The organism is Bacillus sp. C-3-6 (genome assembly GCF_054509685.1).
The window spans coordinates 4,454,612-4,480,619 of sequence record NZ_CM137247.1 but is presented as its reverse complement, the minus strand read 5'-3'; the positions used below and the strand labels follow the sequence as shown (position 1 = coordinate 4,480,619).

The window sequence follows — 26,008 nt, the reverse complement described above, 5'->3', positions numbered from 1 at the left end:
TTGAAATAAAAATAGTCTTGGAGATTATTTTTGTAAATAGATTAAGAAGAGGTTTATTTATTATGAAAAAGACGGTTTGTAGGTGGTGAAAGTGTGAAGAATCGTGATAATAATCGGAAGCAAAATTCGTTAAGCTCTAATTTTAGAATTCCACCCGAACTTATTGGACCTACTTTCCCCCCTGTTCCAACTGGATTTACAGGTATAGGGATTACTGGTCCAACAGGTCCACAAGGTCCGACTGGACCGCAAGGACCGAGAGGATTTCAAGGTCCAATGGGGGAGATGGGTCCGACTGGACCTCAAGGTGTGCAAGGGATTCAAGGGCCAGTTGGACCAATAGGCGCAACGGGACCAGAAGGGCAGCAGGGGCCACAAGGATTGAGAGGACCACAAGGAGAAACTGGAGCGACAGGACCTCAAGGGGTGGAAGGGTTACAAGGGCCGATTGGTCCAACGGGAGCGACTGGGGCACAAGGTATACAAGGAATACAGGGATTACAGGGGCCAATTGGAGCGACGGGACCTGAGGGACCTCAAGGAATTCAAGGCGTCCAAGGGTTACCGGGTGCAACTGGTCCACAAGGAATACAAGGAGCACAAGGGATACAAGGAACACAAGGACCGAGTGGAAATACAGGTGCAACCGGAGCAACGGGTCAGGGGCTAACAGGTCCGACTGGAATAACAGGCCCAACAGGGATAACTGGACCATCTGGAGGACCTCCTGGTCCAACGGGGCCAACTGGTGCGACAGGTCCGGGTGGTGGACCGAGTGGAAGTACAGGTGCGACTGGAGCAACGGGAAGTACTGGGGCTACAGGAAGTACAGGGGTAACAGGAGCAATGGGAACTACAGGTCCGACTGGAAGTACGGGAGCACAGGGCTTGCAAGGAATACAAGGAATTCAAGGGCCAATTGGCCCAACAGGTCCAGAAGGACCGCAGGGGATTCAAGGTATTCCTGGTCCGACAGGAATAACTGGTGAACAAGGAATCCAAGGAGTTCAGGGTATTCAAGGGGGAACGGGAGCAACAGGAGATCAAGGTCCACAAGGTATACAGGGGGCTATAGGTCCTCAAGGGGCCACAGGAGCAACAGGAGATCAAGGTCCACAAGGAATACAAGGAGTACCAGGGCCATCAGGAGCAACAGGACCACAAGGAGTTCAAGGGATACAAGGTCCAATGGGCGATATAGGACCAACAGGTCCAGAAGGCCCAGAGGGACTTCAGGGCCCGCAAGGAATACAAGGAGTACCGGGGCCAGCTGGAGCAACGGGTCCAGAGGGGCCACAGGGGATACAAGGAATTCAAGGACCGGTAGGAGCAACAGGCTCACAAGGTCCCCAAGGAATTCAGGGAATTCAAGGTGTGCAAGGGATAACGGGAGCAACAGGAGTACAAGGAGCAACTGGAATTCAAGGTATACAAGGAGAAATAGGAGCAACGGGTCCAGAGGGTCCCCAAGGAGTGCAAGGTGCTCAAGGGGCGATTGGTCCAACAGGTCCAATGGGCGCACAAGGAGTGCAAGGAATACAAGGGATTCAAGGCCCAACAGGTGCACAAGGAGTGCAAGGTGCTCAAGGAATACAAGGAATTCAAGGTCCGACGGGTGCAACAGGAGATACGGGAGCAACTGGGGCGACAGGGGAAGGCACTACAGGCCCAACAGGAGTAACTGGTCCGACAGGGGTAACAGGACCATCTGGAGGACCAGCAGGACCGACCGGCCCAACGGGGCCATCAGGTCCGGCGGGAGTGACTGGTCCATCGGGTGGACCACCTGGCCCGACAGGAGCAACTGGGGCGACAGGAGTAACAGGGGATACCGGGGCGACGGGCTCAACTGGAGTGACAGGAGCGACAGGAGAAACGGGAGCAACCGGAGTGACGGGTTTACAAGGTCCGCAAGGAATCCAAGGTGTGCAGGGAGAGATAGGTCCGACGGGTCCCCAAGGTGTTCAAGGTCCCCAAGGAATTCAAGGAGTAACGGGGGCCACTGGAGATCAAGGTCCGCAAGGGATTCAAGGCCCACAAGGCGACATAGGTCCAACAGGCCCACAAGGAATTCAAGGCCCACAAGGTTCTCAAGGAATCCAAGGAGCGACAGGGGGAACAGGAGCACAAGGCCCACAGGGAATCCAAGGTCCGCAAGGTGACATAGGTCCGACTGGGCCACAAGGTCCAACTGGAATCCAAGGGATACAAGGAGAGATAGGTCCAACAGGTCCAGAAGGCCCAGAGGGACTTCAGGGCCCGCAAGGAATACAAGGTGTGCCAGGGCCAGTTGGAGCAACGGGTCCTGAGGGTCCTCAAGGGATACAAGGCATTCAAGGACCGGTAGGAGCAACAGGCCCACAAGGTCCACAAGGAATACAGGGAATACAAGGTGTGCAAGGGATAACGGGAGCAACAGGAGCACAAGGAGCAACTGGAATTCAAGGTATACAAGGGGAAATAGGAGCAACAGGTCCAGAGGGGCCCCAAGGAGTGCAAGGTATACAAGGGGCGATTGGTCCAACAGGTCCGATGGGCGCACAAGGAGTGCAAGGTATACAAGGGATTCAAGGAGCAACAGGAGCACAAGGAGTGCAAGGACCACAAGGAATTCAAGGAGTGCAAGGTCCGACGGGAGCAACAGGAGAAACGGGAGCAACCGGAGCGACGGGAGAAGGAACTACCGGTCCAACAGGAGTAACCGGTCCAACAGGGGTGACTGGCCCGTCAGGAGGGCCTGCAGGACCGACCGGCCCAACGGGGCCATCAGGTCCGGCGGGAGTGACAGGTCCATCAGGTGGACCACCTGGCCCGACAGGAGCAACAGGTGCGACAGGAGTAACAGGAGATACCGGGGCGACAGGCTCAACTGGAGTGACAGGAGCGACAGGAGAAACGGGAGCAACCGGAGTGACGGGTTTACAGGGTCCGCAAGGAATCCAAGGTGTTCAAGGAGAGATAGGTCCAACCGGTCCACAGGGTATTCAAGGTCCGCAAGGAATCCAAGGAGTAACGGGGGCAACAGGAGCACAAGGTCCCCAAGGAATTCAAGGCCCACAAGGCGACATAGGTCCAACCGGCCCGCAAGGAATTCAAGGTCCACAAGGTCCTCAAGGAATCCAAGGAGCGACGGGGGCAACAGGAGCACAAGGCCCACAGGGAATCCAAGGTCCGCAAGGTGACATAGGTCCGACCGGCCCACAAGGCCCGCAAGGAATTCAAGGCCCGCAAGGAATCCAAGGTCCAACGGGAGCAACAGGAGCAACCGGAGCGACCGGTCCCCAAGGAATTCAAGGCCCCCAAGGAATTCAAGGCCCGCAAGGAATTCAAGGTCCAACGGGAGCAACAGGAGCAACCGGAGCGACCGGTCCCCAAGGAATTCAAGGCCCACAAGGAATCCAAGGCCCGCAAGGAATTCAAGGTCCAACGGGAGCAACAGGAGCAACCGGAGCGACCGGTCCCCAAGGAATTCAAGGCCCGCAAGGAATCCAAGGTCCAACGGGGGCTACAGGAGCAACCGGTTCACAAGGTCCAACTGGAGATACAGGTCCAACCGGAGCTGGAGCAACAGGAGCGACCGGGGCGACTGGAGTTAGTACAACTGCAACGTATGCGTTTGCGAATAATACATCAGGAACCGCTATTTCCGTTTTATTAGGTGGTACGAACGTACCATTACCGAACAATCAAAATATTGGCCCAGGAATAACCGTTAGTGGTGGAAATACTGTATTTACAGTTGCGAATGCAGGAAACTATTATATAGCCTATACAATTAATTTAACGGCAGGTTTACTTGTAAGTTCTCGTATAACTGTAAATGGCAGTCCGCTTGCAGGAACGATAAATGCCCCGACAGTCGCTACTGGTTCATTTAGTGCAACAATAATCGCTAACTTGCCTGCTGGAGCTGCTGTTAGCTTACAGTTATTTGGAGTAGTTGCAGTAGCTACATTATCTACGGCAACGCCAGGGGCTACTCTAACTATTATTAGATTAAGTTAATAAGCAGAAAACCTTGAAACTTTTATGTTTCAAGGTTTTTTATCCTTGTACTTGTAAGTAAACTCGTTAACCAGGGGGAGTGGATACCCTCTAATTATTTAAAGTTTCACTTTATTCACTTGAGCAAAAACATCGCAGTTCGAAAATATATTATAATAGAATGAAAAGAAAGAAATTTGGCAGAAAGGGAGGGTGGCGATGCAGGAGATGGTTAAAGATTTTTTTGGACGCCCACTTCAAGATTTACGTATATCTGTCATTGATCGTTGCAATTTTAGATGTACATATTGTATGCCAGCGGAAATATTTGGGCCAGATTATGCTTTTTTGAAAGATGAGTTTTTACTAACTTTTGATGAAATTGAGCGTTTGGCAAAATTATTTGTTAACATCGGTGTACGAAAAATTAGAATTACTGGCGGTGAGCCACTACTTCGTAAAGATTTAGCAAAACTTATTGCACGTCTTGTGAAAATTGATGGGCTAATAGATATAGGGTTAACTACAAATGCTATCCATTTAACGAAACAAGCGAAGGCATTAAAAGAAGCTGGATTACATAGAGTGAATGTTAGTTTAGATGCGATAGATGACGACATATTTAAGAATATTAATGGTCGAAATATTAATACGAAACCGGTGATTAAGGGAATTATAGCAGCTAAAGAGGCGGGGCTGGAAGTAAAGATAAATATGGTTGTGAAAAAAGGGATGAACGATCATCAAGTACTTCCGATGGCTGCGTATTTTAAAGAGCAAGGAATCACGCTTAGGTTTATTGAGTTTATGGATGTTGGTAGTACAAATGGGTGGAATTTTGATCAAGTGGTTACAAAGCGAGAATTGATTGAGATGATTCATAAGGTGTATCCGCTTGAGCCAGCTGAAGCCCATTACTTTGGTGAAGTTGCGAAGCGATATCGGTATGTTGGAACAAATGTTGAAGTTGGTTTTATTACATCTGTTTCTGAGTCATTTTGTGCCTCTTGTACGAGGGCGAGAATTTCGGCAGATGGAAAGTTTTATACGTGCTTATTTGCGACAGAGGGTTTGAATGTAAGAGAACTTCTTAGAGGGAATCTGTCGGATGAGGAGTTATTAAGTGTTATACAAGATGTATGGATGAATAGAAAAGATAGGTATTCGGATGAACGGACAGAAGAAAGTGCAAAAAATCGTCCGAAAATCGAAATGTCTTATATAGGAGGATAAGAAAGGGGGCTATCGCATGCAGGAGCGATATTCAAGACAAATATTATTTTCTGGTGTTGGAGAAGAAGGACAGAGAAAAATAAGAGAGAAGCATGTGCTTATTATAGGTGCTGGTGCTCTCGGTGCGGCCAATGCAGAAGCGATTGTTAGAGCAGGGGTTGGAAAAGTAACGATTGCTGATCGGGATTATGTAGAATGGAGTAATTTACAAAGACAACAACTATATACGGAAGAAGATGCAAAGCAGTATAAACCGAAGGCGATAGCGGCTGCAGAACATTTACAAGCAATTAATTCTGAGGTGGAAATAAATCCGGTTGTGACGGATGTAACGGTGCAAGAAATGGAAGAGTTAGTGCGTGATGTAGATTTAATATTAGATGCGACAGATAATTTTGAAACGCGTCTTCTCATTAATGATATTTCACAAAAGTATAATATTCCATGGATATATGGTGGTTGCGTCGGGAGTTACGGAGTAACGTATACAATTTTACCAGGGAAAACACCGTGTTTTCGCTGTTTAATGGAGCATCCGGCGAGCGGAGCAACATGTGACACAGCTGGTATTATACAACCGGCAGTACAATTAGTAGTTGCGCATCAAATTACGGAAGCGCTGAAAATATTAGTAGAAGACTTTGGGGCGCTTCGTGAAACGATGTTATCGTTTGATCTTTGGAATAATCAACAGATGGCATTTAAAGTGAATAGGCAGAAAAAAGATACTTGTTTATCTTGCGGAAGGTTACGTACATATCCGAGCTTAACATTTGAAGCACAAACAAAAACAGAAGTGTTATGTGGGCGAAATACAGTACAAATTCGCCCGGGTGTGCGGAAGAATTTTAATTTAGAAGAAATTAAAAAGCGCTTACAAAGAAGCGTAGAGATAAAGGCGACACCTTATTTATTATCATTTCCGGTAGAAGAATATCGTTTTGTTTTATTTACAGATGGCAGGGCGTTTATTCATGGGACGAATGATATGAATGTAGCGAAAAGTTTATATGCAAGGTATATAGGTTGAACCTAAAGGAAACCCTTTAGGTTCAACGGAGAGAGGATTATGAATTTCTCGTATAATCTCCACTTTTTCCACCTGTTTTTTCAAGTAAGTACGTTTCGCCGATAATCATACCTTTATCGACAGCTTTACACATATCATACACAGTAAGAGCGGTAGCGGAAGCAGCTGTTAAAGCTTCCATTTCAACACCGGTGCTACCTTCTGTTTTAACTTTTACTTCAATGAGTAAACGATATTGTTCTTCTGATTGTTTCCAATCGAAAGAAACGTCAACACCTTTTAATAATAAAGGATGGCACATTGGGATAATATCAGAAGTTCGTTTCGCAGCCATAATGCCTGCGATTTGCGCAACTGCTAATACGTCACCTTTCCCAATTTCATTGTGAGAGATTTTATCGTAAATTTCTTTCGTAACGACAATGCTAGAGCACGCAATTGCTGTTCGAACGGTTGTTTTTTTATCGCTTATATCAACCATTTTTGCGCGTCCTTGGTCATTAAAATGTGTAAATGAAGACATGGAATTCCTCCTTGAAGTAATTTCTATTGAATACATAAAGTTTAATCGAGATAAAAAAAATTGCAAATATGAGGTGAGAAACGATGGTAGAAAAACGAATTCCAATTCAAGTTGCTGAGGCAGTAGAACGGGTAATGAAATATGCGAAGCATGGTGAAGTAGAAGAAATTTCTATTACGGAAAGTTACGGGAGAATTCTCGGGGAAGATGTTGTCTCAGATCATGACGTTCCTCATTTTGATCGTTCCCCTTACGATGGTTTCGCCATTCGAGCAGAAGATACGAAAGGAGCAACCCAAGAAAATCCAATTGAATTTGAAGTAATAGGAGAAATCGGGGCGGGGTCTGTTTTTTTAGAAGAAGTAGGAGCTTTTAAAGCGATTCGCATTATGACAGGAGCAGCTATTCCAGAAGAATGTAATGCAGTCGTAATGCTCGAGCTGACAGAAGGGTTTGAGAAGAACGGGAAAACATATATGAAGTTAAAACGCCCTTTTAATAACGGTGACAATGTGTCGTTTAAAGGAGAAGACATAAAACAAAATCAAGTTCTCGTTAAGAAAGGTGTTGCAATTAATCCAGGTGTTGCGGCCTTACTAGCAACGTTTGGATATAGCACTGTGAAAGTTGTAAAACAGCCTGTTGTCGGTATTGTAACAACAGGAAGTGAATTATTAGAAGTACATGAGCCTTTAGAACCGGGGAAGATTAGAAATAGTAACTCGTATATGATCGCAGCTCAAATTATGAAAGCTGGCGGGAAAGTTCGTTATTATGGTCAACTCGCCGATGAGCTAGATGCATGTTTTACAGCTGTTCAATTAGCGATGGATGAGGTCGATATTTTAATTACAACAGGCGGTGTATCAGTAGGAGATTATGACTACTTACCAGCTATTTATGAAAGGTTACAGGCGAATGTACTCTTTAATAAAATAGCGATGAGACCGGGAAGTGTAACGACAGTAGCTGAAGTTGATGGGAAGTTACTTTTCGGTTTATCAGGAAATCCGTCTGCTTGTTATGTAGGCTTTGAATTATTTGTGCATCCAATTATAAAAACGTATTTGTATGCGAAGGAACCTCACGTATATAGAGCGGATGCTATTTTACAAAAAGATTTTTCAAAGCCAAATCCATTTACTCGTTTCGTAAGAGCAAACGTAACGATTGTGGACGGGGCGTTACAAGCGATGCCGGTTGGTTTAGATAAATCGAGTGCGGTATCTTCACTTGCAGATGCGAATGCTTTTATCGTGTTACCTGGAGGAACGAGAGGATTTGAGACTGGGATGAAAGTATCCGTATTATTGTTAGAGCACTCTGAGGGATGTGATTGGCCATGGGCAAAGCCCCTTCAATCTTACAAATAGTAGGATATCAAAATAGCGGAAAAACGACACTTGTAGAGAAAATTGTGCATGTGTTAGCTGAAAGTGAAATAAAAGTTGCTACAATTAAACATCACGGGCACGGAGGTTTTCCAGAAGTAGCGCAAAAAGATAGCGAAAGACACCGTAAAGCTGGTGCTGTCGTAAGTAGTGTAGAAGGTGCTGGATTGCTTTCACTTTCTTCACTAAGAAAGAAATGGTCCTTGCAAGAAATTATTCGCTTATATGAGTTTTTTGAAGTGGATACAATTTTAATAGAGGGCTGTAAAAAAGAGAACTACCCGAAAGTAGTGTTACTTCGTTCTGCGGAAGACGTTGAACTTTTACATAAAGTAGAAAATATAGTGGCGATTATTACGTGGTATGATGTCCCGGCAAATATACGAGAAGAATATAAAGTATTTCATATAACAGAAGAAGAGTTGTACATAGACTGGTTTTTACAAACGGTTAGGAGTGCGAAATGACAAATACATATTATGAAGTAATTGATACAGAAATCTCGATTGAAGAGGTAACGAAGAAAGTGATTCGACGTGAATGCGGTGCTGTTACAACATTTATTGGAACGGTTAGAGAGTTTACGAAAGGGCGTCGTACATTATACTTAGAGTATGTTGCTTATAAGACGATGGCAGAAAAGATGCTAGAGAAAATTGGTCTGGAAGTGAAAGAGAAATGGCCGGGTACATATGTTGCGATTACACATCGCATCGGTACGTTGCAAATTTCTGATATAGCGGTTGTTGTTGCTGTTTCAACACCACACCGTAAAGCGGCTTATGAAGCAAACGAATATATTATGGAACGCATAAAACAAATTGTTCCGATTTGGAAAAAGGAGTTTTGGGAAGATGGTGACTCATGGATTGGTGATCAATTAGAAAAAACACCATATCCGGCGGGAGAGCCTGGGAAGGAGCTATAAGTATGATTCGAGTATTGTTATTTGCGCACTTGCAAGAAGAGGCAGGAACAAGTGAATTACAAATAGAGAAAGAAAATATTACGGTTGCAGAGTTAAAAGATGTTGTTGCGAAAGAATATAATGTACCAGTTTCAGAGCCAATTATGGTTGCGATTAATGAAGAATACGCAAATGAAGATGACAGGGTCCAAGATGGTGATGTGGTTGCACTTATACCACCAGTGAGTGGTGGTTAATATTGGATTCATTAAAACGACTTTCCTAAGTAGGGGAAGTCGTTTTTTTATGGCGTTTTTGAGAACACTAACTTATAGGATAAGGAGGACGTTATGAAAAAAATATGTGTAATTATTACAGCGATATGTTCTATCTTTTTCTCTTCTCCAAGCGATTCTTTCGCGAAAGAATCAAGAGAACAGCTTTTAGAGAGTGCGTTATTGAATAGGTACTATTCGGTTATTAGACAAGTGACAGAAGATCAATATGAATGTGATGCAGTTATAAATATAAAGCGTCTCGGCAGGAAAGATGAATTTGTTCCTAGATTTGAAGTGACGCTACAATTTCTTACATTTCAAGGGGCGCATAATCCGCCAAATGACAAAGTTACACTTATTTTGGAGGATTATTTAGATCATATAAAGGTAAAAAATGTGGAGCGAGAAAAAAATGTTTCTAATGATGTTGTAGAAAAGATTTGTGCTCGCAAAAAAGAAAAAATGAAAGCTCATTCTAATGATTGAGAGCGGTAACTTATTCCGCTATTTGCGGGATGATTAAAGTTTCAATTTATGACATTTTACAGAGAAAGGTAATGGGCGATGGATATATTTTTAGCAATTTTACCAGCTATATTTTGGGGGAGTATTGTGTTATTTAACGTAAAACTGGGCGGGGGACCGTATAGTCAAACGCTTGGAACAACGTTTGGAGCACTTATTTTCTCAATTGTTGTTTATATTTTTATGAAGCCAGTATTAACACCTACTGTGATTGGGGTTGGAGTTGTGTCAGGTTTATTTTGGGCGCTTGGTCAGGCGAATCAATTGAAAAGTATTGATTTAATGGGCGTTTCGAGGACGATGCCAATTTCAACAGGACTTCAATTAGTTGCGACGACTTTATTTGGCGTTATCGTATTTCATGAATGGTCCACGACAATATCGGTCGTCCTTGGGATTTTAGCGCTCGTTTGTATTATTGTCGGTGTTATTTTAACATCACTTCAAAGTGAAGAAGAAAAGAATGCAGAGCAAGCAGCAAATTTTAAAAGAGGTATCATAATTTTATTAATTTCAACAGTCGGTTATTTAGTTTACGTAGTAGTGATTAGACTATTTAACGTAGATGGTTGGTCAGCTTTATTACCACAAGCAGTTGGTATGGTATTAGGAGGGATTTTGCTTACCTTTAAACATCATCCATTCAATAAATATGCAATCCGAAATATTATTCCAGGATTAATTTGGGCAGCTGGAAATATGTTTTTATTCATTTCGCAGCCGCGTGTTGGAGTCGCAACAAGTTTCTCGCTATCGCAAATGGGGATTATTATTTCCACGCTTGGTGGGATCCTTATATTAGGTGAAAAGAAAACGAAACGCCAATTAACGGGTATCGTTGTCGGTATCGTTTTTATTATTGCAGCCGGAATTATGTTAGGTATAGCAAAAAGTTAAAGGAGGTATTGAAATGTATAGTGATTTAGAAGGAAAAGTGGTCGTTATTACAGGATCAGCAACTGGTCTTGGTAGGGCGATGGGAGTAAGGTTTGCTAAGGAAAAAGCGAAAGTGGTTATTAATTATCGCTCACGAGAATCAGAAGCAAATGATGTGTTAGAAGAAATTAAAAAGGTAGGCGGAGAAGCGATTGCTGTAAAAGGTGATGTCACGGTCGAATCAGATGTTGTGAATCTCATTCAATCTGCTGTGAAAGAATTTGGTACGCTTGACGTTATGATTAATAATGCAGGGATAGAAAACGCGGTACCGTCGCATGAAATGCCACTTGAAGATTGGAATAAGGTAATTAATACAAATTTAACAGGTGCTTTTTTAGGAAGTCGTGAAGCGATTAAATATTTTGTAGAACATGATATTAAAGGGTCTGTCATTAATATGTCTAGTGTTCATGAGAAAATTCCGTGGCCACTATTCGTGCACTATGCAGCGAGTAAGGGGGGGATTAAACTGATGACAGAAACGTTAGCGCTAGAATATGCGCCAAAAGGTATTCGAGTAAATAATATTGGACCAGGTGCAATTAATACGCCGATTAATGCAGAAAAGTTTGCTGATCCTAAAAAACGTGCTGACGTAGAAAGTATGATACCGATGGGCTATATTGGAAACCCTGAAGAAATTGCAGCAGTAGCAACTTGGCTCGCTTCTTCAGAGGCGAGTTATGTAACGGGCATTACGCTATTTGCAGATGGTGGAATGACGTTATATCCATCGTTTCAAGCTGGGCGTGGGTAATATAAAAGGACGAAGAGATAAAACTCTTCGTCCTTTTTTTACAAAAAAAATAGCGGCCAGCTATTTTAAATTTAGTGATTAATTGTATCTTGAAGAAATTCTGTTGCTTGATGTTCAGTAACATTTTGTACGAGCGCGACTTCGCTAATCATCATTTTTCGTGCATTATCTAGCATTTGTTTTTCGCTCGCATTTAATGCTCTCTCTTTATTGCGGCGAAGTAAATCCCGAACAACTTCTGCGCTATCTTGTAAATTGCCATTTTTCATTTTTTCCATATTCATTGTATATCTTTGTTTCCATGAGAGTGATGGGTCTGACTCCCCGTTTTGAAATTCAAGAAGTATATCATCTAACGTACCTCGATCAACGATATAACGAATACCCGATTTTTTTAATTGATCCATCGGAAGCATTACTTGCATATCTTTACTAATGATGCGTATCACACAATATTGACGTGAAGTACCTAATATTTCTTTCTCTTCAATTGCTTCAATGATTCCTGCACCGTGCATTGGATAAACGATTTTATCACCAATTTGAAACAAATCATCCACCTCCATATGTGGTAACCACTTTTAATGATAGCATACGTATGTAAAAATGTCAAATTTTATATAATAACATAATATTTATATTCGAGTCAATAAGATAAAGTGCTTTTTTATGTTTTTTTTGGGACCTTATTTATCGTGATTTTTTTAGAAAAATAGTACAGGTGAAGAAAGAAGGCATATCCACTTATTTTTAAGCATAAAATGTAAAAGCGCTAATACAATATACCTAAATCCGTTCTTTGCAAAGGAGGGAGAGAAGGTGGGGCGCACAATAAAAATTGATATTACAAATAAAGTTGTAGCTAAATTTAGACAAAATTATTTGGAATTATATACGAGTAAATTTATGATAGGTAAGTTTTATGTCTATACTGAAGATAAAGAATATGTGTTAGAAGACGGATATATATATGAGAATGGAAAGTTTTATCGCATCATAGATACGCACCGTGGCAATAATCAAGCGGCGGAGGGCTGCGATCTAGGACGGTGTTAACATGATTCGTGTGAAAGTATTTGATGAAAGTCACGAAAAAGACTTGGAAGATGCTGTAAATGTTTTTTTGAAAAAGATTGATGATAGCAACTTTGTAGATATTAAGTATCAAGTTGGTGTTTCCATTAACGACGATGAAAACCAAATTTATTGTTTTTCAGCAATGATCGTTTATAAAGCATAAAAAAGAGCTGGGTGAGCCAGCTCTTTTTTATGCTTTATGTTGGGACAACATGTGTCGGTAATACATTCATAATAGATTGGGGGGCGCCTAATTTCTTTGTCGTTAAAAGAGGCTCCCCTGTTTCATGGTTTTGGGCATCTTTACACATACCAAGGTGATAACGATCACCTAAAAATGGATCAATATAAAAACCGTTTTTGAATACTTTATCATTTGGATGTTTTTCATGATGAATATCAGAGCAGTTAATACAATAGAACATAGCGTTCAACCCCTTTTTATTTTGTTTGAAAAAAGTGAGTCGGTAGTCATTTCGCTCCTAAGGAAATGTTGAGGAGAAGAGAAATAACTACCTACTCAAATGGTGGGCATATTCCTTCTGATTTGTCATATCTCGCGTATTGTCCCTGAGGGAAGGAGGAGAGACGAAGTACGCATGATATAAGTAAGGCGTTTCTTTCAATATGAATGATGGAGTTTCATGTTGAGAGAAGTTTTTATTTTGTATTGCCTTTGTGAGTATATTATGAGGAAATGCTAAGAGGGTGTTTGTCCTGTTGAAAAAATGTTGAGAATTTCTCAACAGTAAAAGAATTAGCGTTGACATGAAACTAAAAGGTGTTATATTATCGAAGTGTAACCAAAAGGTGTTATGTTATAACGCCGAGTAAAGGAGAATGAACATGGAACAACAAAATACATTAAATGATATTAAACAAACAATCGTTTTTAACGCGTCTATTCAAAAGGTATGGAGTGTAGTATCAACTGCAGAAGGGATTGCGTCATGGTTTATGCCAAATGATTTTGTATTAGAGGTAGGACATGAATTTCATGTGCAATCGCCATTTGGGCCATCACCATGTAAAGTGTTAGAAATTGATGAGCCAAACCATTTATCTTTCTCATGGGATACAGATGGCTGGGTTGTTTCATTTAATTTGAAAGACTTAGGAGATAACAAAACAGAATTTACGTTAATTCACGGCGGCTGGAAACATCCTGATGAAATTCTTCCGAAAGCGAATGCGAAGAGCTCTATTATTCGCGATAGAATGAGCGGTGGTTGGGTAGCGATTGTAAATGAAAAACTGAAAAAGGTTGTCGAAGGCTAAGTGTCCTCGTCAGCAGCGAAATATGATGTATTTCAAGCAATTGCTGATCCAACCCGCCGAGAAGTAATACGGTTATTAAGTGACAAAGAGTTACCGATTTCCAAAATAACGGATCATTTTCCGATGAGTCGTACTGCGGTTGTAAAGCACCTTCATATTCTTTCGGAAGCGAATTTAGTAAGTGGAAGAAAAAGCGGAAGAGAGAAGATATATCGTTTGCATCCAGAACCATTAGAAGAATTACAACAGTGGCTCTCGTATTATGAACGTTTTTGGGATAATAAATTATCCATGCTGAAACATATTGTGGAGAATGAAGAATAAAAAAAAGGGTGACCAAAATGGTCATCCTTTTTATTGTTGCTCACTTGTTTGTGTAGCTGGCTTTAATAAAAGCCAAGCAATAATTAATGTAAATACTGCTAATACGAAAGTGCTCATATAAATGACATGTACGCTTGATGCTAATGCGGATTGTGATTCGGTTACTACGTTTGCTGTAGTACCGCCATGTCCACCAGATACAAGATCAAGATTTTTAATACCACGTGCGTGAATCATCGTATTGAAGATTGTACCGAATATTGCAGCACCTAACGTTTGACTAAATGTATTAATAAATGTATTTAAACCAACAGCTGTTCCGCGTGTATGAGCTGGTACGGCTGCTTGAATTGTTACCATGTAAATCGGTGTCACAAGCCCCATTCCTAAGCCGAATAATCCGACTGCTATATAAATGAGGAACGATGGTGAATTGGTTGATAGTGTAAATAATAAGAACGTAGCGACTGATAAAATGCTAGCTCCAAGTAAAATGATTTGTTTCGTTTTTAATTTGCCTACTAAGTTACCAGAGAAAATAGCGCCAAATGTCCACATAACAGGGATTGGCATTAAAATAAGTCCAGCTTCTGTTGCATTTTTCCCTAATACACCTTGACTCCAAATTGGAAGGTACATTGTAATACTAATAATCATTGCGCCAGCAATAAGAGTTAATATATTTATCGTAGATAATGTACGGTTAGAGAAAAGTGCTAGCGGAATTAATGGTTCCGGAGATTTTTTCTCGATGAACAAGAAAATAATGAATGAAATAGCGGCAAAGATTAATAGGCCGATAATTGTCATGTCTCCCCAGTTTTGCTTACTGCTACCTGTTAATAATGCATATAGTAGAGCGATTGTACTTAATGAAAAAACTGTTGCACCAAGATAATCGATATGATGTTTAGCAGGTTTAATAGATTCTTTGTAGTAAATTACAATCATTAAGCAAGCGATAATTCCGAATGGGACGTTTAAGAAGAAAATATAACGCCAAGAAAGAGAATCAACTAAAAATCCACCTACTAACGGTCCGATAACACCGGATACACCCCAAACGGCACTCATCCAACCTTGTGCTTTCGCGCGGTCTTTCGCTTCGCTATATAAGTCTCCAATAATCGTCATTGTGATTGGCATAACAGCACCAGCACCGATACCTTGAAGCGCGCGGAAGAAAATTAATTGTTCCATCGATGTAACGACTCCGCAAAGTGCAGAACCGACTAAAAAGATTGTAGCCCCGATCAGTAAAACCTTTTTACGACCGAATAAATCAGCGAGCTTTCCGTATATTGGAGTCGAAACAGCTGTTGCAAGCATATAAATTGCATATACCCAACTAACAAGTTCGACGCCTGACAAATCACTCGTTATACGAGGGATTGCTGTACTAACAATCGTTCCTTCTACCGCAGAAAGAAACGTCATTAACATTAAAGACATCATGACTTTTTTTCTCATTTGTTTTCCCCTTACCCTTTTTAAATATTCAACAATATAAAATATAAAGGTACTAAGGTATATAAAGCAACAAAAAAGCAATGGAAAGTTACATGGAGCAGATGTTTATCGCTTCTTGTCGGTAAGTCGATATATTTGAGAAATCGCCGATATAATTACAGAATCGCTGATATATCTGTGGAATCGCCGATAATGATTTCATGGCAATATTAAAAAAGAAACAGGAATCCCTGTTTCTTTTTTTAATATTGCATTTTCGCGTTTTCTCCAGCAGTCGTTCCAGCAATTCTACCAGTAACAAGGGCTGATGTAATATTATAGCCACCAGTATAACCGTGAATATCAAGAACTTCTCCGCAGAAATATAAGCCGTTCGTAAATTTAGAAGACATTTCTTTCGGATTAATTTCTTTCACGGATACACCTCCGCCAGTAACGAATGCTTTTTCAATTGACTGCGTACCATTTACATTCACAGTAAACTCTTTAAAGTCTTTCACAAGTGCACGAATCTTTTCGTGAGAAACTTGTCCAGCTTGTTCACTACCGTCAATTTCATTTTTTTCTAATAAGAATAGGAAGTAACGTTCAGGGACATAACCTTTTAAAACGTTTTTAATTCCTTTTTTCGGATCTTCTTTCATTTGTTTCAGCATGCGCTGAAATAATTGCTCACTATTTTCCTCTGGCAATGCATCAATACTCATTTGTATTGTATTCGTTTTAAACTTTTTAAGTGCTTTCACGACGAATTGACTACAGCGAAGAGCAGCAGGACCAGATAGGCCGAAATGAGTGAAGAGCATGTCCATTTTGTGAGAAATGATAGCTTTTCCTTTCGGGTTTAATACGCTTAAGTTTATATCACGTAAAGCAAGACCTTGTAATGAGCGATCACGTATAAACGGCTCGTTTGACAGGATAGGTACTTCTGTTGGGAATAATTCTGTAATTGTATGACCTGCTTTTTCAGCCCAAGCGTATCCGTCTCCAGTAGATCCAGTTTGAGGAACTGATTTTCCGCCAACAGCGATAACGACGTGATTTGTTTCTAACACTTCGCCTGTTTGCAGTATAACTGCTTTCGTTTGACCATTTTCATATTCAATCGTTTCAACAGGTGTATTTGTACGGATTTTTACACCTAAGTTTTTTAATCGTGTTAAAAGTGCGTCTACAACAGATTGCGCTTTGTTTGACACAGGGAACATGCGACCGTGGTCTTCTTCTTTCAATTTAACACCAAGATTTTCGAAGAATGTAATAATATCTTCATTATTAAAAATAGAAAAAGCGCTGTATAAGAAGCGACCGTTTCCTGGTATATGTTTAACAATTTCATCAAGTGGTAGACGGTTTGTTACGTTGCAGCGTCCGCCACCAGAAATCGCAAGTTTACGCCCAAGTTTATTTCCTTTATCAAGAAGTAAGACATTTGCGCCTTCTTCTGCAGCACCAATTGCAGCCATTAGCCCAGAAGGACCGCCGCCGATGACAATAACATCATAATGCATAATATATCGACCTCATTTTCTACATTTCCTGCCTAAAAGAATAGCATGTTTTCCCTTAAAAGAAAAATAGAGTGAAGTACTGCTTAATGAGAGAATTGTGGTACAATACAAAAGTTAGAGTTCAGCACTATCCTGCTATTTGTAGGCGATAAGACTAAAACCTCAAGATTTAGGAGAAGTAAATAGGGAGTCTGTTAGCCTGTAAATGCTCGAATGGTTCAACTAATAAGGAGTAGGAGAGAAGTCTCCAACTAATTATAGTTTCACTTTATGTAGATGTAGGAGGATTTTTGTATGTCCGATTCGAAATTTCTGCGCGGAACGCTTATTGTTACGCTAGGGACATTTTTAGTAAAGTTCTTAGGCATGATTTACGTCTTTCCGTTTCATGCATTAGTAGGCACAGAAGGCGGAACGCTCTATACATATGGATACATTCCATATACGATCTTTTTAAGTATCGCAACGGCAGGTGTGCCGCTTGCTGTTTCAAAATTTGTTTCCAAATATAATGCGCTTGGCGATTATAAAACGAGCCGGAGAATGTTCCGCTCGGGAATGGTTATGATGATAGTAACAGGAGTTCTTTCGTTCCTAGTACTGTACATGACGGCGCCATTGTTTGCAGAAGCGATGCTTGGTAAACAAAGTATACACAATAATGTAGGAGAAGTTACGACGATCATTCGTCTTGTAAGTTTCGCACTTATTGTTGTACCAGCAGCGAGTTTAATTCGTGGTTATTTCCAAGGTCACCAGTCTATGGGACCAACTACCGTTTCACAAATTATTGAACAAATTATTCGTATCGTCTTTTTATTAGCTGGTAGTTTTATCGTTATTAAAGTACTTGGCGGTACAGTTGCAACAGCAGTTGGAGTAGCGACGTTTGCTGCGTTCGTTTCAGCGGTTGGAGCACTCGGTGTGTTAATTTGGTACTGGTTAAAACGTAAAAAATATTTGGATCAATATTTAATTGAACAAACTGTACCAGAATCAACAGTAAGTACCGTTCAATTGTTTAAAGAGTTATTCGCATATGCGATTCCTTACGTTGTAATTGGGTTAACAATTCCTTTATATCAACAAATTGATACATTGACATTTAACTCAATTATGCAGGCGATTGGTCAAGGTGATATCGCAGAGCGAGCGCTTGGTATTTTCACAATGTGGACGCATAAGTTAATTATGATTCCTGTATCACTTGCAACAGCGTTTAGTTTAACGCTTGTACCAGCAATTACAAAATCATTTACTGAAAAACAATACCGCTATTTGAAATTACAAATTACACAAACATTCCAAGCAAATATGTTTTTAACATTGCCAGCAGTTATCGGTATTTCAACACTTGCATATCCAATTTACACTGCTTTCTATGACTCAGATCCATTAGGTGGACAAGTATTAATGTGGTATGCACCAGTTGCATTGTTATTTGCTTTATTTACAGTAACAGCGGCAATTCTTCAAGGGATTAATCAGCAAAAGCATGCGATTGTCGCGCTTATTATGGGTGTTATTTTGAAATTTGTATGTAACGTAATCTTTATTCGTTATTTCGGTACAGTAGGAGCAATTCTAGCGACCGCAGTTGGTTTCTTAGCTTCTGTTTGGTATACAAATCGACAAATTAAAAAATACGCACACTATTCATTCGGTGTTGTATATAAAAGAACATTCCAAATTGCAGTACTGACACTTATAATGGTCGTTGCTGTAAAACTATCACAATGGCTTCTATCCTTCATGATTTCGCCTGATGGCCGTATTGGTGCTCTTATAACAGTTGCGATTTGTGCAGGTATTGGTGGTCTTGTTTACGGATTGTTAGCAATTCGCACAGGAGTACTTGAAAGAGTATTTGGCGGAGAAGCATTAGATAAAATTCAACGTAAACTTGGTAGTAGATTTAAAATAAAGTTGAAATCAAGAGGGGCGTAATTACGTCCCCTTTTCTATGATAAATAAAGAAGGTGAAAAACGTGAGATTAGATAAATTATTAGCGAATATGGGATATGGAAGTAGAAAAGAAGTAAAGAAATTATTGAAAGATGGCGTTGTGAAAATTGATGGAACGCCAGTAAAAGATGCGAAAGTTCATGTAAATGTAGAAGAGCAAGAAGTTATGATTCACGGTGAAGTTGTGGAATACAAAGAGTTTGTTTACTTAATGATGCATAAACCACAAGGTGTTATTTCAGCGACGGAAGATGATAATCATGAAACAGTAATAGATTTATTAGAATTAGAAGATGCAATCTTTGATCCGTTCCCAGTTGGACGACTTGATATCGATACGGAAGGTTTCTTATTGATAACAAATGATGGGAAGTTATCACATCAATTATTATCTCCGAAAAAGCATGTGCCGAAAAAATATTATGCACACGTTGCAGGAGTAGTAACAGAAGAGGATGTAAAAGAGTTTGCTAAAGGTGTTATTTTAGACGATGGCTATGAAACAAAGCCCGGTGCGCTTACAATATTGAAAAGCGATGATATTTCTGAAATTGAGCTTGTGATTACGGAAGGGAAATTCCATCAAGTGAAGCGTATGTTTGAAGCGGTAGGGAAAAAAGTAGTCTACCTAAAAAGAACAGAGATGGGTCCGTTAGTATTAGATGAAGAACTAGAACTTGGACAATACCGAGAGCTAACAGATGAAGAAGTAGAAATGTTAAGAACATATCAAGTAGATACTGAAAAGTAGTACCTTTATAGGTGCAGAAAAAACCCCTTTCTAATAGTTAGAAAGGGGTATGTATTTATTTACATACAATTATTTTTCGTTATGAGGTCATTCTCACTTTCTTTCCTGTTGTTGTCCACTTACCGCGGCAAGGGCTATACACGAGTTCATTAAACTGCAACACATTTAGATCACGTTGTATCGTTCGCGGTGTGATCCCGAACTCATCTACAAGGTCTTTCGTCGTTACCGTTCCGTTTTCATTGATGTACATATAAATTGATTTAATGCGTGTTAGCATACGAGTAGTTGTAGGTTTCAAGAGAAAACCACTCCTCTACTAGTTTTTTTGACCCCATTCAGGAAAGAAGGTCGTTACTACCATTGTACTCTACATGATAAAATTCATGCTTTAATCTACTTAAATTTTACAAAAGTTTAACAAATATTTATATAGAAAAATATTGGTAGTTGACATTGTATATATGGTCAGTCAACTAACACATAAAATTCTACGTAAAACGCCAAATTCCTGCAAATTTTTTTGAAAAAATAAAAGAAAAACTAATAAGAAATGTCTGAAATATTACAATTGTTCGGTATTTAGTTTTCGTGTATGGCATAAGGGATTTCGGTTTGCTATGATGAAAGAGATAATATAGTGAAGGATGGATGCGTGATGTCAGCGATTAATTGGACTGAAGAAGTTGCAAAACGAAAAGATGATTTAATTCGTGATACACAACAATTTTTACAAATTAAAAGTGTATGGGAAGAAGAATCGGCGAAAGAAGGCGCACCATTCGGTGAAGGTGTAGAAAAAGCGCTATCTTTCATGTTACATAAAGGAGAAGCTGAAGGTTTTGCTTCTAAAAATTTAGAAGGATATGCAGGTCATCTTGAAATGGGACAAGGAGAAGAGTTAGTAGGTATTCTTTGTCACGTTGATGTTGTACCAGAAGGAGATGGCTGGACGACTCCTGCGTATAGTGCGGATATTCGCGACGGAAAGATTTTTGCACGTGGTGCAATTGACGATAAAGGCCCAACGATGGCAGCATATTATGCGATGAAAATTGTGAAAGAATTAGGCTTACCTCTTTCAAAACGTGTTCGTATGATTATAGGAACAGATGAGGAAAGCAATTGGAAATGTGTAGATCACTACTTTAAAAACGAAGAAATGCCAACAATCGGTTTTGCACCAGATGCAGACTTTCCAATTATTAATGCAGAAAAAGGAATTTCTGATATACAAGTTGTGCAAAATGGTAGTGAAGAGAAAAAAGGTACATATGAACTTGTTTCATTTGATTCAGGGCGTCGTTTAAATATGGTTCCTGATTTTGCAGAAGCGGTTATTACAGGAGAAGATGTAAATGCACTTACAGTAGCATATGAAGAGTATTTACAAACTGCTAAAAAAATAGGGAAATCGACTATAGAAGGCAATACAGTGACGTTGCAAATAGAAGGAATTTCAGCGCACGGATCTACTCCTGAAAAAGGAGAAAATGCAGGTTTATTATTAGCAAACTTCTTAACTACAGTTTCACTTGATGGAAAAGCAACTGCATTTGCGACATTTGCAACAGAAACATTTACTGGTGATATTTTTGGTGAAAAAGCTACTATTGCTTATAAAGATGAAATTAGCGGTCCATTAACAGTGAATGTTGGTCGCCTTTCTTATACGAAAGAGAATGGTGGTAATTTAGGATTAAACGTACGTTACCCAGTTACGACTAACTTTGAAGAAATGATTGCAAAGTTAAAAGAATATGTAGGTACGTATGGATTTGCAGTAGCAGACTATTCTAACTCTCGTCCGCATCACGTTGATAAAGATCACGAGTTAATTCGTACGTTGCAACGTGTATATGAGGAACAAACAGGTGAAAAAGCTGAATTGTTAGCAATCGGCGGAGGTACTTATGCTCGCTCATTAAAAGCTGGTGTGGCATTTGGACCGCTATTCCCTGGAAAAGAAGAACTTGCGCATCAAAAAGATGAGTACATTGAAATTGAAGACTTATTAAAAGCAACAGCAATTTATGCGCAAGCAATTCATGAACTAGCGAAGTAAAGTGAAACTTTAATCGCCGATATATGAATAATGACCGCTCTCTACTTTAGAGGGCGGCTTCTTTTTAATTGAATGAGATAAGAAAGAAAAGAAACAATAGAAAGAAGGAGACGGTGTACATGGATAGGCATTATTTTGTCGCAATTACGTTACCAAATCATATAAAAGAAGTGCTGTCTAACTATAAAGAGGATACGAATGCGGAATTACCATTTCGCTCGTGGGTACATAAGGAAGATTATCATATTACCCTTTCCTTTTTAGGAGGTGCGACAGAAGAACAGTTAAAAGGGATAAAGAATGGATTACAAACACTTACAAAAACAAAAGAACTATCGTTCACGTTACAAGGTTTTTCAACGTTTGGTAGAGAAGATCAGCCCCGTATTTTTTGGGCGAAGGTAAGTGAGAATCACGGTTTGTTTCAGTTGCAAAAGCAAGTACATGTCATTTGTGAAGAAAATGGATTTTCTCTAGAAACACGCCCGTATCATCCGCATATTACTGTTGCTCGTAAATGGATAGGAGAAGAAAAGTTTCATTTAGAAAGTATAAAAGAAGTACCTGAAATATCATTTCAAGCAGATACAATTACTTTATACGAATCCCACGTGAAAGAAACCCGGAAGTATAAATCGATTGCTGAAATAAAATTACAAAAATAGAATGGTGAAAACGTTTTTTATGCAGGTGAATATAATATAGAGAAGAATGGAGTTACTGTATAGAGTCTTGTTGATAAGAAAAGCCTTATCATTTGCAGCTCATTTTATCTCGCTCATTAAAGTTTCACTTTATTTTAACTTTGAGAATGATGGTGATTTTTTTATGTTGAAAGTAAAACGTCCATTTGATGCCTATTTAGATGAAATGAATAAAATTACAATTTTGCTCCCACATGCGTATGGAACAAGTCGGACATTTCGTTTGCAAGAAGGAAGTAATGTGAAAGATTTACCGATTGCTCATACGATTGCGCTTCCAGATGCAACGAAGTATGAGTGCTTTATAGAAGAGCCGCTAGATGTGGGAAAGTATTATACAGTACGAGATGAACGGAATGAAGAAACGGATTTACAAATAGGTGCTGTTATTCGAACAACAATTTTCGATGAAAAGTATTATTACGAAGGTACAGATTTAGGTGCTGTGTATCAAAAAGAAGAAACGACATTTAAAGTATGGGCCCCAACTGCAAGGCTTGCGAAAGTAAGAATTTATAAGAGCGATAAAGAATATGCCGATCATGAAATGTACAGGGGAGAAAACGGAGTTTGGATTCAAACATTACAAGGTGATTTAGACGGAGCACGCTATACATTTCTCGTTTGTATTAATTTAATATGGAACGAAGCTGTAGATCCTTATGCAAAGTCGGTGACGGTAAACGGAAAACACGGTGTTGTTATCGATTTAGAAAAAACGAATGTAACAAGAAGAGAAGGATTACCACCATTACAATCAATGACAGATGCCATATTGTATGAACTGCATATTCGTGATGCGACTATACATCAAAATAGTGGAGTGATTCAAAAGGGAACATATAAAGGATTGATGGAAGAGGGAACAACAGGACGGAATGGGACTTTAACAGGGTTGTCTCATATAAAAGATTTAGGTGTTACACATGTTGAACTATTACCGTTATATTGTTTCGGTGGTGTAGATGAGGCGAATCCTTCGTCTGCCTATAATTGGGGCTATAATCCATTATATTACAATGCACCAACAGGATTTTATGCTACAAATCCCTCTGATCCGTATAACAGGATAGTAGAGTGTAAACAGTTGATCGAGACATTTCATGAGCATGGCATTAGGGTAATTATAGATGTTGTATATAATCATGTTTATGAAAGAGAGCTATCATCATTTGAAAAGCTTGTTCCAGGATACTATTTTCGTCATGGTGAAGATGGTATGCCTTCTAATGGGACGGGAGTCGGAAATGATATAGCATCTGAACGGAAAATGATGAGGAAATTCATTGTAGAGTCTATTTTATATTGGCTTACTGAATACAATGTCGATGGATTCCGATTCGACTTAATGGGAATTTTAGATGTTGATACAATGAATATGATAGAAAAAGAAGTGCGAAACATAAAACGAGATGCTTTGTTATTAGGAGAAGGATGGGATTTACAAACACCGCTTCCTCGTGAGGAAAAAGCAACGTTAAATAATGCGAAGAAAATGCCACATATGGCGCAGTTTAATGATCAATTTCGTGATGGGATAAAAGGGAGTACATTTCATATAAATAAGCGTGGTTTTGCATTTGGTGGGCATGTAGACTGTAATCATTTGCAGTATATTGCAGCAGGAAGTCTTTTAAGTATGAAAGAAACAGGGCTGTTTCTAGAGCCGGCGCAAAGCATTAACTATGTAGAATGTCATGATAATATGACGATGTGGGATAAACTAGTGCGCAGTAATGAAGAATCAGAAGCGATTTTGAAAAAACGTCACCTGCTAGCGAGCGCAATGGTTATTCTTTCACAAGGTATTCCTTTCTTACATGCAGGACAAGAGTTTTATCGTACGAAGAAAGGAAATGAAAATAGCTATAATGCAAATGATGAGATCAATCAATTAGATTGGGATCAAAAAGAGAAAGAAATAGAGACCGTTAACTATATAAAAGGTTTAATTGCGATTCGTAAAGAGCATGGGGCATTCCGATTACAAAACGCAGACCTTATAAAAAAACATATGACTTTTTTACAAACATCTACAGAAGTACTTGCATATCACCTAGAGCATGCAGAATCGTTTGGGCCGTGGAAAGAGATTATCGTTTTATTTAATAGCGGTTTAGAAGCTAAAACTGTGCAACTTCCGAAAGAAGAAACGTGGCATGTGATAGTAGACGAAAAGCAAGCGAAAATAGAGCCAATTTCTTCATTTAGAGGAAAGGAACTTAGGCTCGCTCCAATTAGCACGTATATATTGACGATAATGTGACAAATCGCTACTTGACGATGAGAATGTAATAAATGTAGAATTGACAAAGGTGACGATTTTGATAAGTTGTCATTCTATGACAGGTTTTGTAAAATAAAATAGAGAATTTTTGGCTGAGGCTAATTTTTCTTTTCATTTACAGTAAAATATATGAATCCACAACATGTGTAGAAATGTTGCGGTTTTTCTTTTCATAACTATAAAAGATAAGGATTTGTTAACGGGTAATGAATATGGAATGGTTGGAACAATTATTAGGAAAAGAGTGGAGTCTTGTACCGGCTGGTGGAGTAACGGGCGATGCATATATTGCGCAAAACGGACAACAGAAGTTATTTTTAAAGCGGAATACATCGCCCTTTTTAGCGGTATTGTCAGCAGAAGGAATTGTTCCAAAATTACTTTGGACAAGAAGGGTAACGAACGGTGATGTAATTTCTGCTCAAAAATGGCTTCCGGGACAGAAGTTAGAGCCAGAGGATATGAAACTAGAACGTGTTGCGAAACTTTTGAAGAAAATTCACTCCTCTAAAGCGCTTGTACAAATGATTCAAAGACTTGGGAAGCAACCGCTTCACGCACAAGAGTTATTACAACAACTGCAACTCGTTTTAAGAGGAGATATAAGGGATGATGAAACAATTCAGCAAGGCCTTCAATATTTAATGGATTCATTAAAAGCTATTGAATACAATGAATTCGTTGTATGCCATTGTGATGTAAACCATAACAACTGGATATTGTCGGATGAAGATGAGTTGTTTTTAATTGATTGGGATGGAGCTGTAATTGCTGACCCAGCTCTAGACCTTGGTATGTTATTATATTGGTACATTCCGCGCCAGGAGTGGAGTGAGTGGCTCGGTTTTTATGATATTGAAATGGATGAATCGCTGCTTAGGCGCATGAGATGGTATGTGATAGCACAAACGATTTTGTCTATTCAATGGCATACAACAAAAAAACAGCAAGCAGAAGCTGAATATTGGCATCAATATTTACAGCAACTACTTGCTTCAGAATAAT

26 protein-coding genes are annotated in these 26,008 nt (G+C 39.8%); 20 read left to right on the top strand and 6 right to left on the bottom strand.

Annotated features, from left to right (window positions below):
• Nucleotides 1-93 precede the first annotated feature (93 nt).
• The 3 genes from ACW0JX_RS23035 to ACW0JX_RS23025 all read left to right on the top strand — a co-directional run bounded on the left by ACW0JX_RS23035 (nt 94) and on the right by ACW0JX_RS23025 (nt 6,247).
• A complete protein-coding gene (locus ACW0JX_RS23035) occupies nt 94-4,005 on the top strand; it encodes a BclA-related collagen-like exosporium protein (RefSeq protein ID WP_459245093.1) in 3,912 nt (1,303 codons plus the stop codon).
• A gap of 198 nt (nt 4,006-4,203) precedes the next feature.
• Nucleotides 4,204-5,217, top strand: coding sequence for a GTP 3',8-cyclase MoaA (gene moaA, locus ACW0JX_RS23030; protein WP_089171859.1), 1,014 nt, complete (start codon nt 4,204-4,206; stop codon nt 5,215-5,217).
• Between the two features lie 16 nt (nt 5,218-5,233).
• A complete protein-coding gene (locus tag ACW0JX_RS23025; protein WP_016080015.1) occupies nt 5,234-6,247 on the top strand; it encodes a molybdopterin-synthase adenylyltransferase MoeB in 1,014 nt (337 codons plus the stop codon).
• A gap of 37 nt (nt 6,248-6,284) precedes the next feature.
• Here ACW0JX_RS23025 and moaC read toward each other — a convergent pair whose 3' ends face one another.
• Nucleotides 6,285-6,770 (bottom strand): cyclic pyranopterin monophosphate synthase MoaC, encoded by a 486-nt coding sequence (moaC, locus tag ACW0JX_RS23020; protein ID WP_000094153.1) that lies wholly within the window; start codon nt 6,768-6,770, stop codon nt 6,285-6,287.
• An 83-nt stretch (nt 6,771-6,853) separates the two neighbouring features.
• Here moaC and ACW0JX_RS23015 point away from each other — a divergent pair, with 83 nt between their 5' ends.
• From ACW0JX_RS23015 to ACW0JX_RS22985, 7 genes are all read left to right on the top strand, one after another.
• Nucleotides 6,854-8,143, top strand: coding sequence for a molybdopterin molybdotransferase MoeA (locus ACW0JX_RS23015; RefSeq protein ID WP_459245092.1), 1,290 nt, complete (start codon nt 6,854-6,856; stop codon nt 8,141-8,143).
• Entirely contained in the window at nt 8,113-8,628 is a 516-nt protein-coding gene (gene mobB / locus ACW0JX_RS23010; RefSeq protein ID WP_459245091.1) for a molybdopterin-guanine dinucleotide biosynthesis protein B, read from the top strand. The genes ACW0JX_RS23015 and mobB overlap by 31 nt, the downstream gene beginning before the upstream one ends.
• Nucleotides 8,625-9,089 carry a molybdopterin synthase catalytic subunit MoaE gene (gene moaE, locus ACW0JX_RS23005; protein ID WP_000185943.1) on the top strand — a complete coding sequence of 155 codons (465 nt, stop codon included), beginning with the start codon at nt 8,625-8,627 and terminating at the stop codon, nt 9,087-9,089. Before mobB ends, moaE begins: the two co-directional genes overlap by 4 nt.
• Before the next feature lie 2 nt (nt 9,090-9,091).
• On the top strand, nt 9,092-9,325 hold the full coding sequence (gene moaD / locus ACW0JX_RS23000; protein ID WP_000621772.1) for a molybdopterin converting factor subunit 1: 234 nt from the start codon (nt 9,092-9,094) through the stop codon (nt 9,323-9,325).
• A gap of 93 nt (nt 9,326-9,418) precedes the next feature.
• Complete coding sequence (locus ACW0JX_RS22995) at nt 9,419-9,832, top strand: DUF3888 domain-containing protein (protein WP_459245090.1); 414 nt, start codon at nt 9,419-9,421, stop codon at nt 9,830-9,832.
• A 78-nt stretch (nt 9,833-9,910) separates the two neighbouring features.
• Nucleotides 9,911-10,768 (top strand): glucose uptake protein GlcU, encoded by an 858-nt coding sequence (glcU, locus tag ACW0JX_RS22990; RefSeq protein WP_000350865.1) that lies wholly within the window; start codon nt 9,911-9,913, stop codon nt 10,766-10,768.
• A gap of 13 nt (nt 10,769-10,781) precedes the next feature.
• Nucleotides 10,782-11,567, top strand: a complete 786-nt coding sequence (locus tag ACW0JX_RS22985; RefSeq protein ID WP_053563527.1) for a glucose 1-dehydrogenase — start codon at nt 10,782-10,784, stop codon at nt 11,565-11,567.
• A 71-nt stretch (nt 11,568-11,638) separates the two neighbouring features.
• Here ACW0JX_RS22985 and ACW0JX_RS22980 read toward each other — a convergent pair whose 3' ends face one another.
• Complete coding sequence (locus tag ACW0JX_RS22980) at nt 11,639-12,133, bottom strand: CarD family transcriptional regulator (RefSeq protein ID WP_000451442.1); 495 nt, start codon at nt 12,131-12,133, stop codon at nt 11,639-11,641.
• Nucleotides 12,134-12,386: 253 nt separating this feature from the next.
• On the opposite strand from ACW0JX_RS22980, the gene ACW0JX_RS22975 reads away from it, so the two are divergent.
• A complete protein-coding gene (locus tag ACW0JX_RS22975; protein ID WP_000533806.1) occupies nt 12,387-12,623 on the top strand; it encodes a DUF2553 family protein in 237 nt (78 codons plus the stop codon).
• Nucleotide 12,624: 1 nt separating this feature from the next.
• Nucleotides 12,625-12,807: a sporulation protein Cse60 gene (locus tag ACW0JX_RS22970; protein WP_000621751.1), complete on the top strand. Its 183-nt coding sequence runs from the start codon at nt 12,625-12,627 to the stop codon at nt 12,805-12,807.
• A 34-nt stretch (nt 12,808-12,841) separates the two neighbouring features.
• On the opposite strand, the gene ACW0JX_RS22965 is transcribed toward ACW0JX_RS22970, so the two are convergent.
• On the bottom strand, nt 12,842-13,069 hold the full coding sequence (locus tag ACW0JX_RS22965) for a DUF3973 domain-containing protein (RefSeq protein ID WP_016080023.1): 228 nt from the start codon (nt 13,067-13,069) through the stop codon (nt 12,842-12,844).
• A 421-nt stretch (nt 13,070-13,490) separates the two neighbouring features.
• Here ACW0JX_RS22965 and ACW0JX_RS22960 point away from each other — a divergent pair, with 421 nt between their 5' ends.
• Together ACW0JX_RS22960 and ACW0JX_RS22955 are read left to right on the top strand one after the other, a co-directional pair.
• Nucleotides 13,491-13,922 carry an SRPBCC family protein gene (locus tag ACW0JX_RS22960; RefSeq protein ID WP_000437769.1) on the top strand — a complete coding sequence of 144 codons (432 nt, stop codon included), beginning with the start codon at nt 13,491-13,493 and terminating at the stop codon, nt 13,920-13,922.
• The gene (locus ACW0JX_RS22955; RefSeq protein WP_000098837.1) at nt 13,923-14,246 is read left to right on the top strand and encodes an ArsR/SmtB family transcription factor; all 324 of its coding nucleotides are present in this window, start codon (nt 13,923-13,925) and stop codon (nt 14,244-14,246) included.
• Between the two features lie 30 nt (nt 14,247-14,276).
• Here the strand turns inward: ACW0JX_RS22955 and ACW0JX_RS22950 are convergent, their stop codons facing one another.
• Both ACW0JX_RS22950 and ACW0JX_RS22945 read right to left on the bottom strand, forming a co-directional pair.
• A complete protein-coding gene (locus ACW0JX_RS22950; protein WP_053563529.1) occupies nt 14,277-15,716 on the bottom strand; it encodes an MDR family MFS transporter in 1,440 nt (479 codons plus the stop codon).
• Between the two features lie 242 nt (nt 15,717-15,958).
• On the bottom strand, nt 15,959-17,230 hold the full coding sequence (locus ACW0JX_RS22945) for a BaiN/RdsA family NAD(P)/FAD-dependent oxidoreductase (RefSeq protein WP_078400688.1): 1,272 nt from the start codon (nt 17,228-17,230) through the stop codon (nt 15,959-15,961).
• 294 nt (nt 17,231-17,524) lie between these two features.
• On the opposite strand from ACW0JX_RS22945, the gene ACW0JX_RS22940 reads away from it, so the two are divergent.
• Both ACW0JX_RS22940 and ACW0JX_RS22935 read left to right on the top strand, forming a co-directional pair.
• Nucleotides 17,525-19,177 (top strand): putative polysaccharide biosynthesis protein, encoded by a 1,653-nt coding sequence (locus ACW0JX_RS22940; RefSeq protein ID WP_001284026.1) that lies wholly within the window; start codon nt 17,525-17,527, stop codon nt 19,175-19,177.
• 41 nt (nt 19,178-19,218) lie between these two features.
• Nucleotides 19,219-19,947 (top strand): pseudouridine synthase, encoded by a 729-nt coding sequence (locus ACW0JX_RS22935; protein WP_001234948.1) that lies wholly within the window; start codon nt 19,219-19,221, stop codon nt 19,945-19,947.
• Between the two features lie 79 nt (nt 19,948-20,026).
• Here the strand turns inward: ACW0JX_RS22935 and ACW0JX_RS22930 are convergent, their stop codons facing one another.
• Nucleotides 20,027-20,248 carry a DeoR family transcriptional regulator gene (locus tag ACW0JX_RS22930; RefSeq protein WP_000805512.1) on the bottom strand — a complete coding sequence of 74 codons (222 nt, stop codon included), beginning with the start codon at nt 20,246-20,248 and terminating at the stop codon, nt 20,027-20,029.
• Between the two features lie 357 nt (nt 20,249-20,605).
• On the opposite strand from ACW0JX_RS22930, the gene pepV reads away from it, so the two are divergent.
• The 4 genes from pepV (at nt 20,606) to ACW0JX_RS22910 (ending at nt 26,007) form a co-directional block, all read left to right on the top strand.
• The gene (gene pepV / locus ACW0JX_RS22925) at nt 20,606-22,012 is read left to right on the top strand and encodes a dipeptidase PepV (protein ID WP_001274237.1); all 1,407 of its coding nucleotides are present in this window, start codon (nt 20,606-20,608) and stop codon (nt 22,010-22,012) included.
• A 119-nt stretch (nt 22,013-22,131) separates the two neighbouring features.
• Nucleotides 22,132-22,677: an RNA 2',3'-cyclic phosphodiesterase gene (gene thpR, locus ACW0JX_RS22920; RefSeq protein ID WP_459245089.1), complete on the top strand. Its 546-nt coding sequence runs from the start codon at nt 22,132-22,134 to the stop codon at nt 22,675-22,677.
• A gap of 163 nt (nt 22,678-22,840) precedes the next feature.
• On the top strand, nt 22,841-24,982 hold the full coding sequence (gene pulA / locus ACW0JX_RS22915; RefSeq protein WP_459245088.1) for a type I pullulanase: 2,142 nt from the start codon (nt 22,841-22,843) through the stop codon (nt 24,980-24,982).
• A gap of 227 nt (nt 24,983-25,209) precedes the next feature.
• Nucleotides 25,210-26,007, top strand: a complete 798-nt coding sequence (locus ACW0JX_RS22910; protein ID WP_002094168.1) for a phosphotransferase family protein — start codon at nt 25,210-25,212, stop codon at nt 26,005-26,007.
• The last annotated feature ends 1 nt before the right edge of the window (nt 26,008 follow it).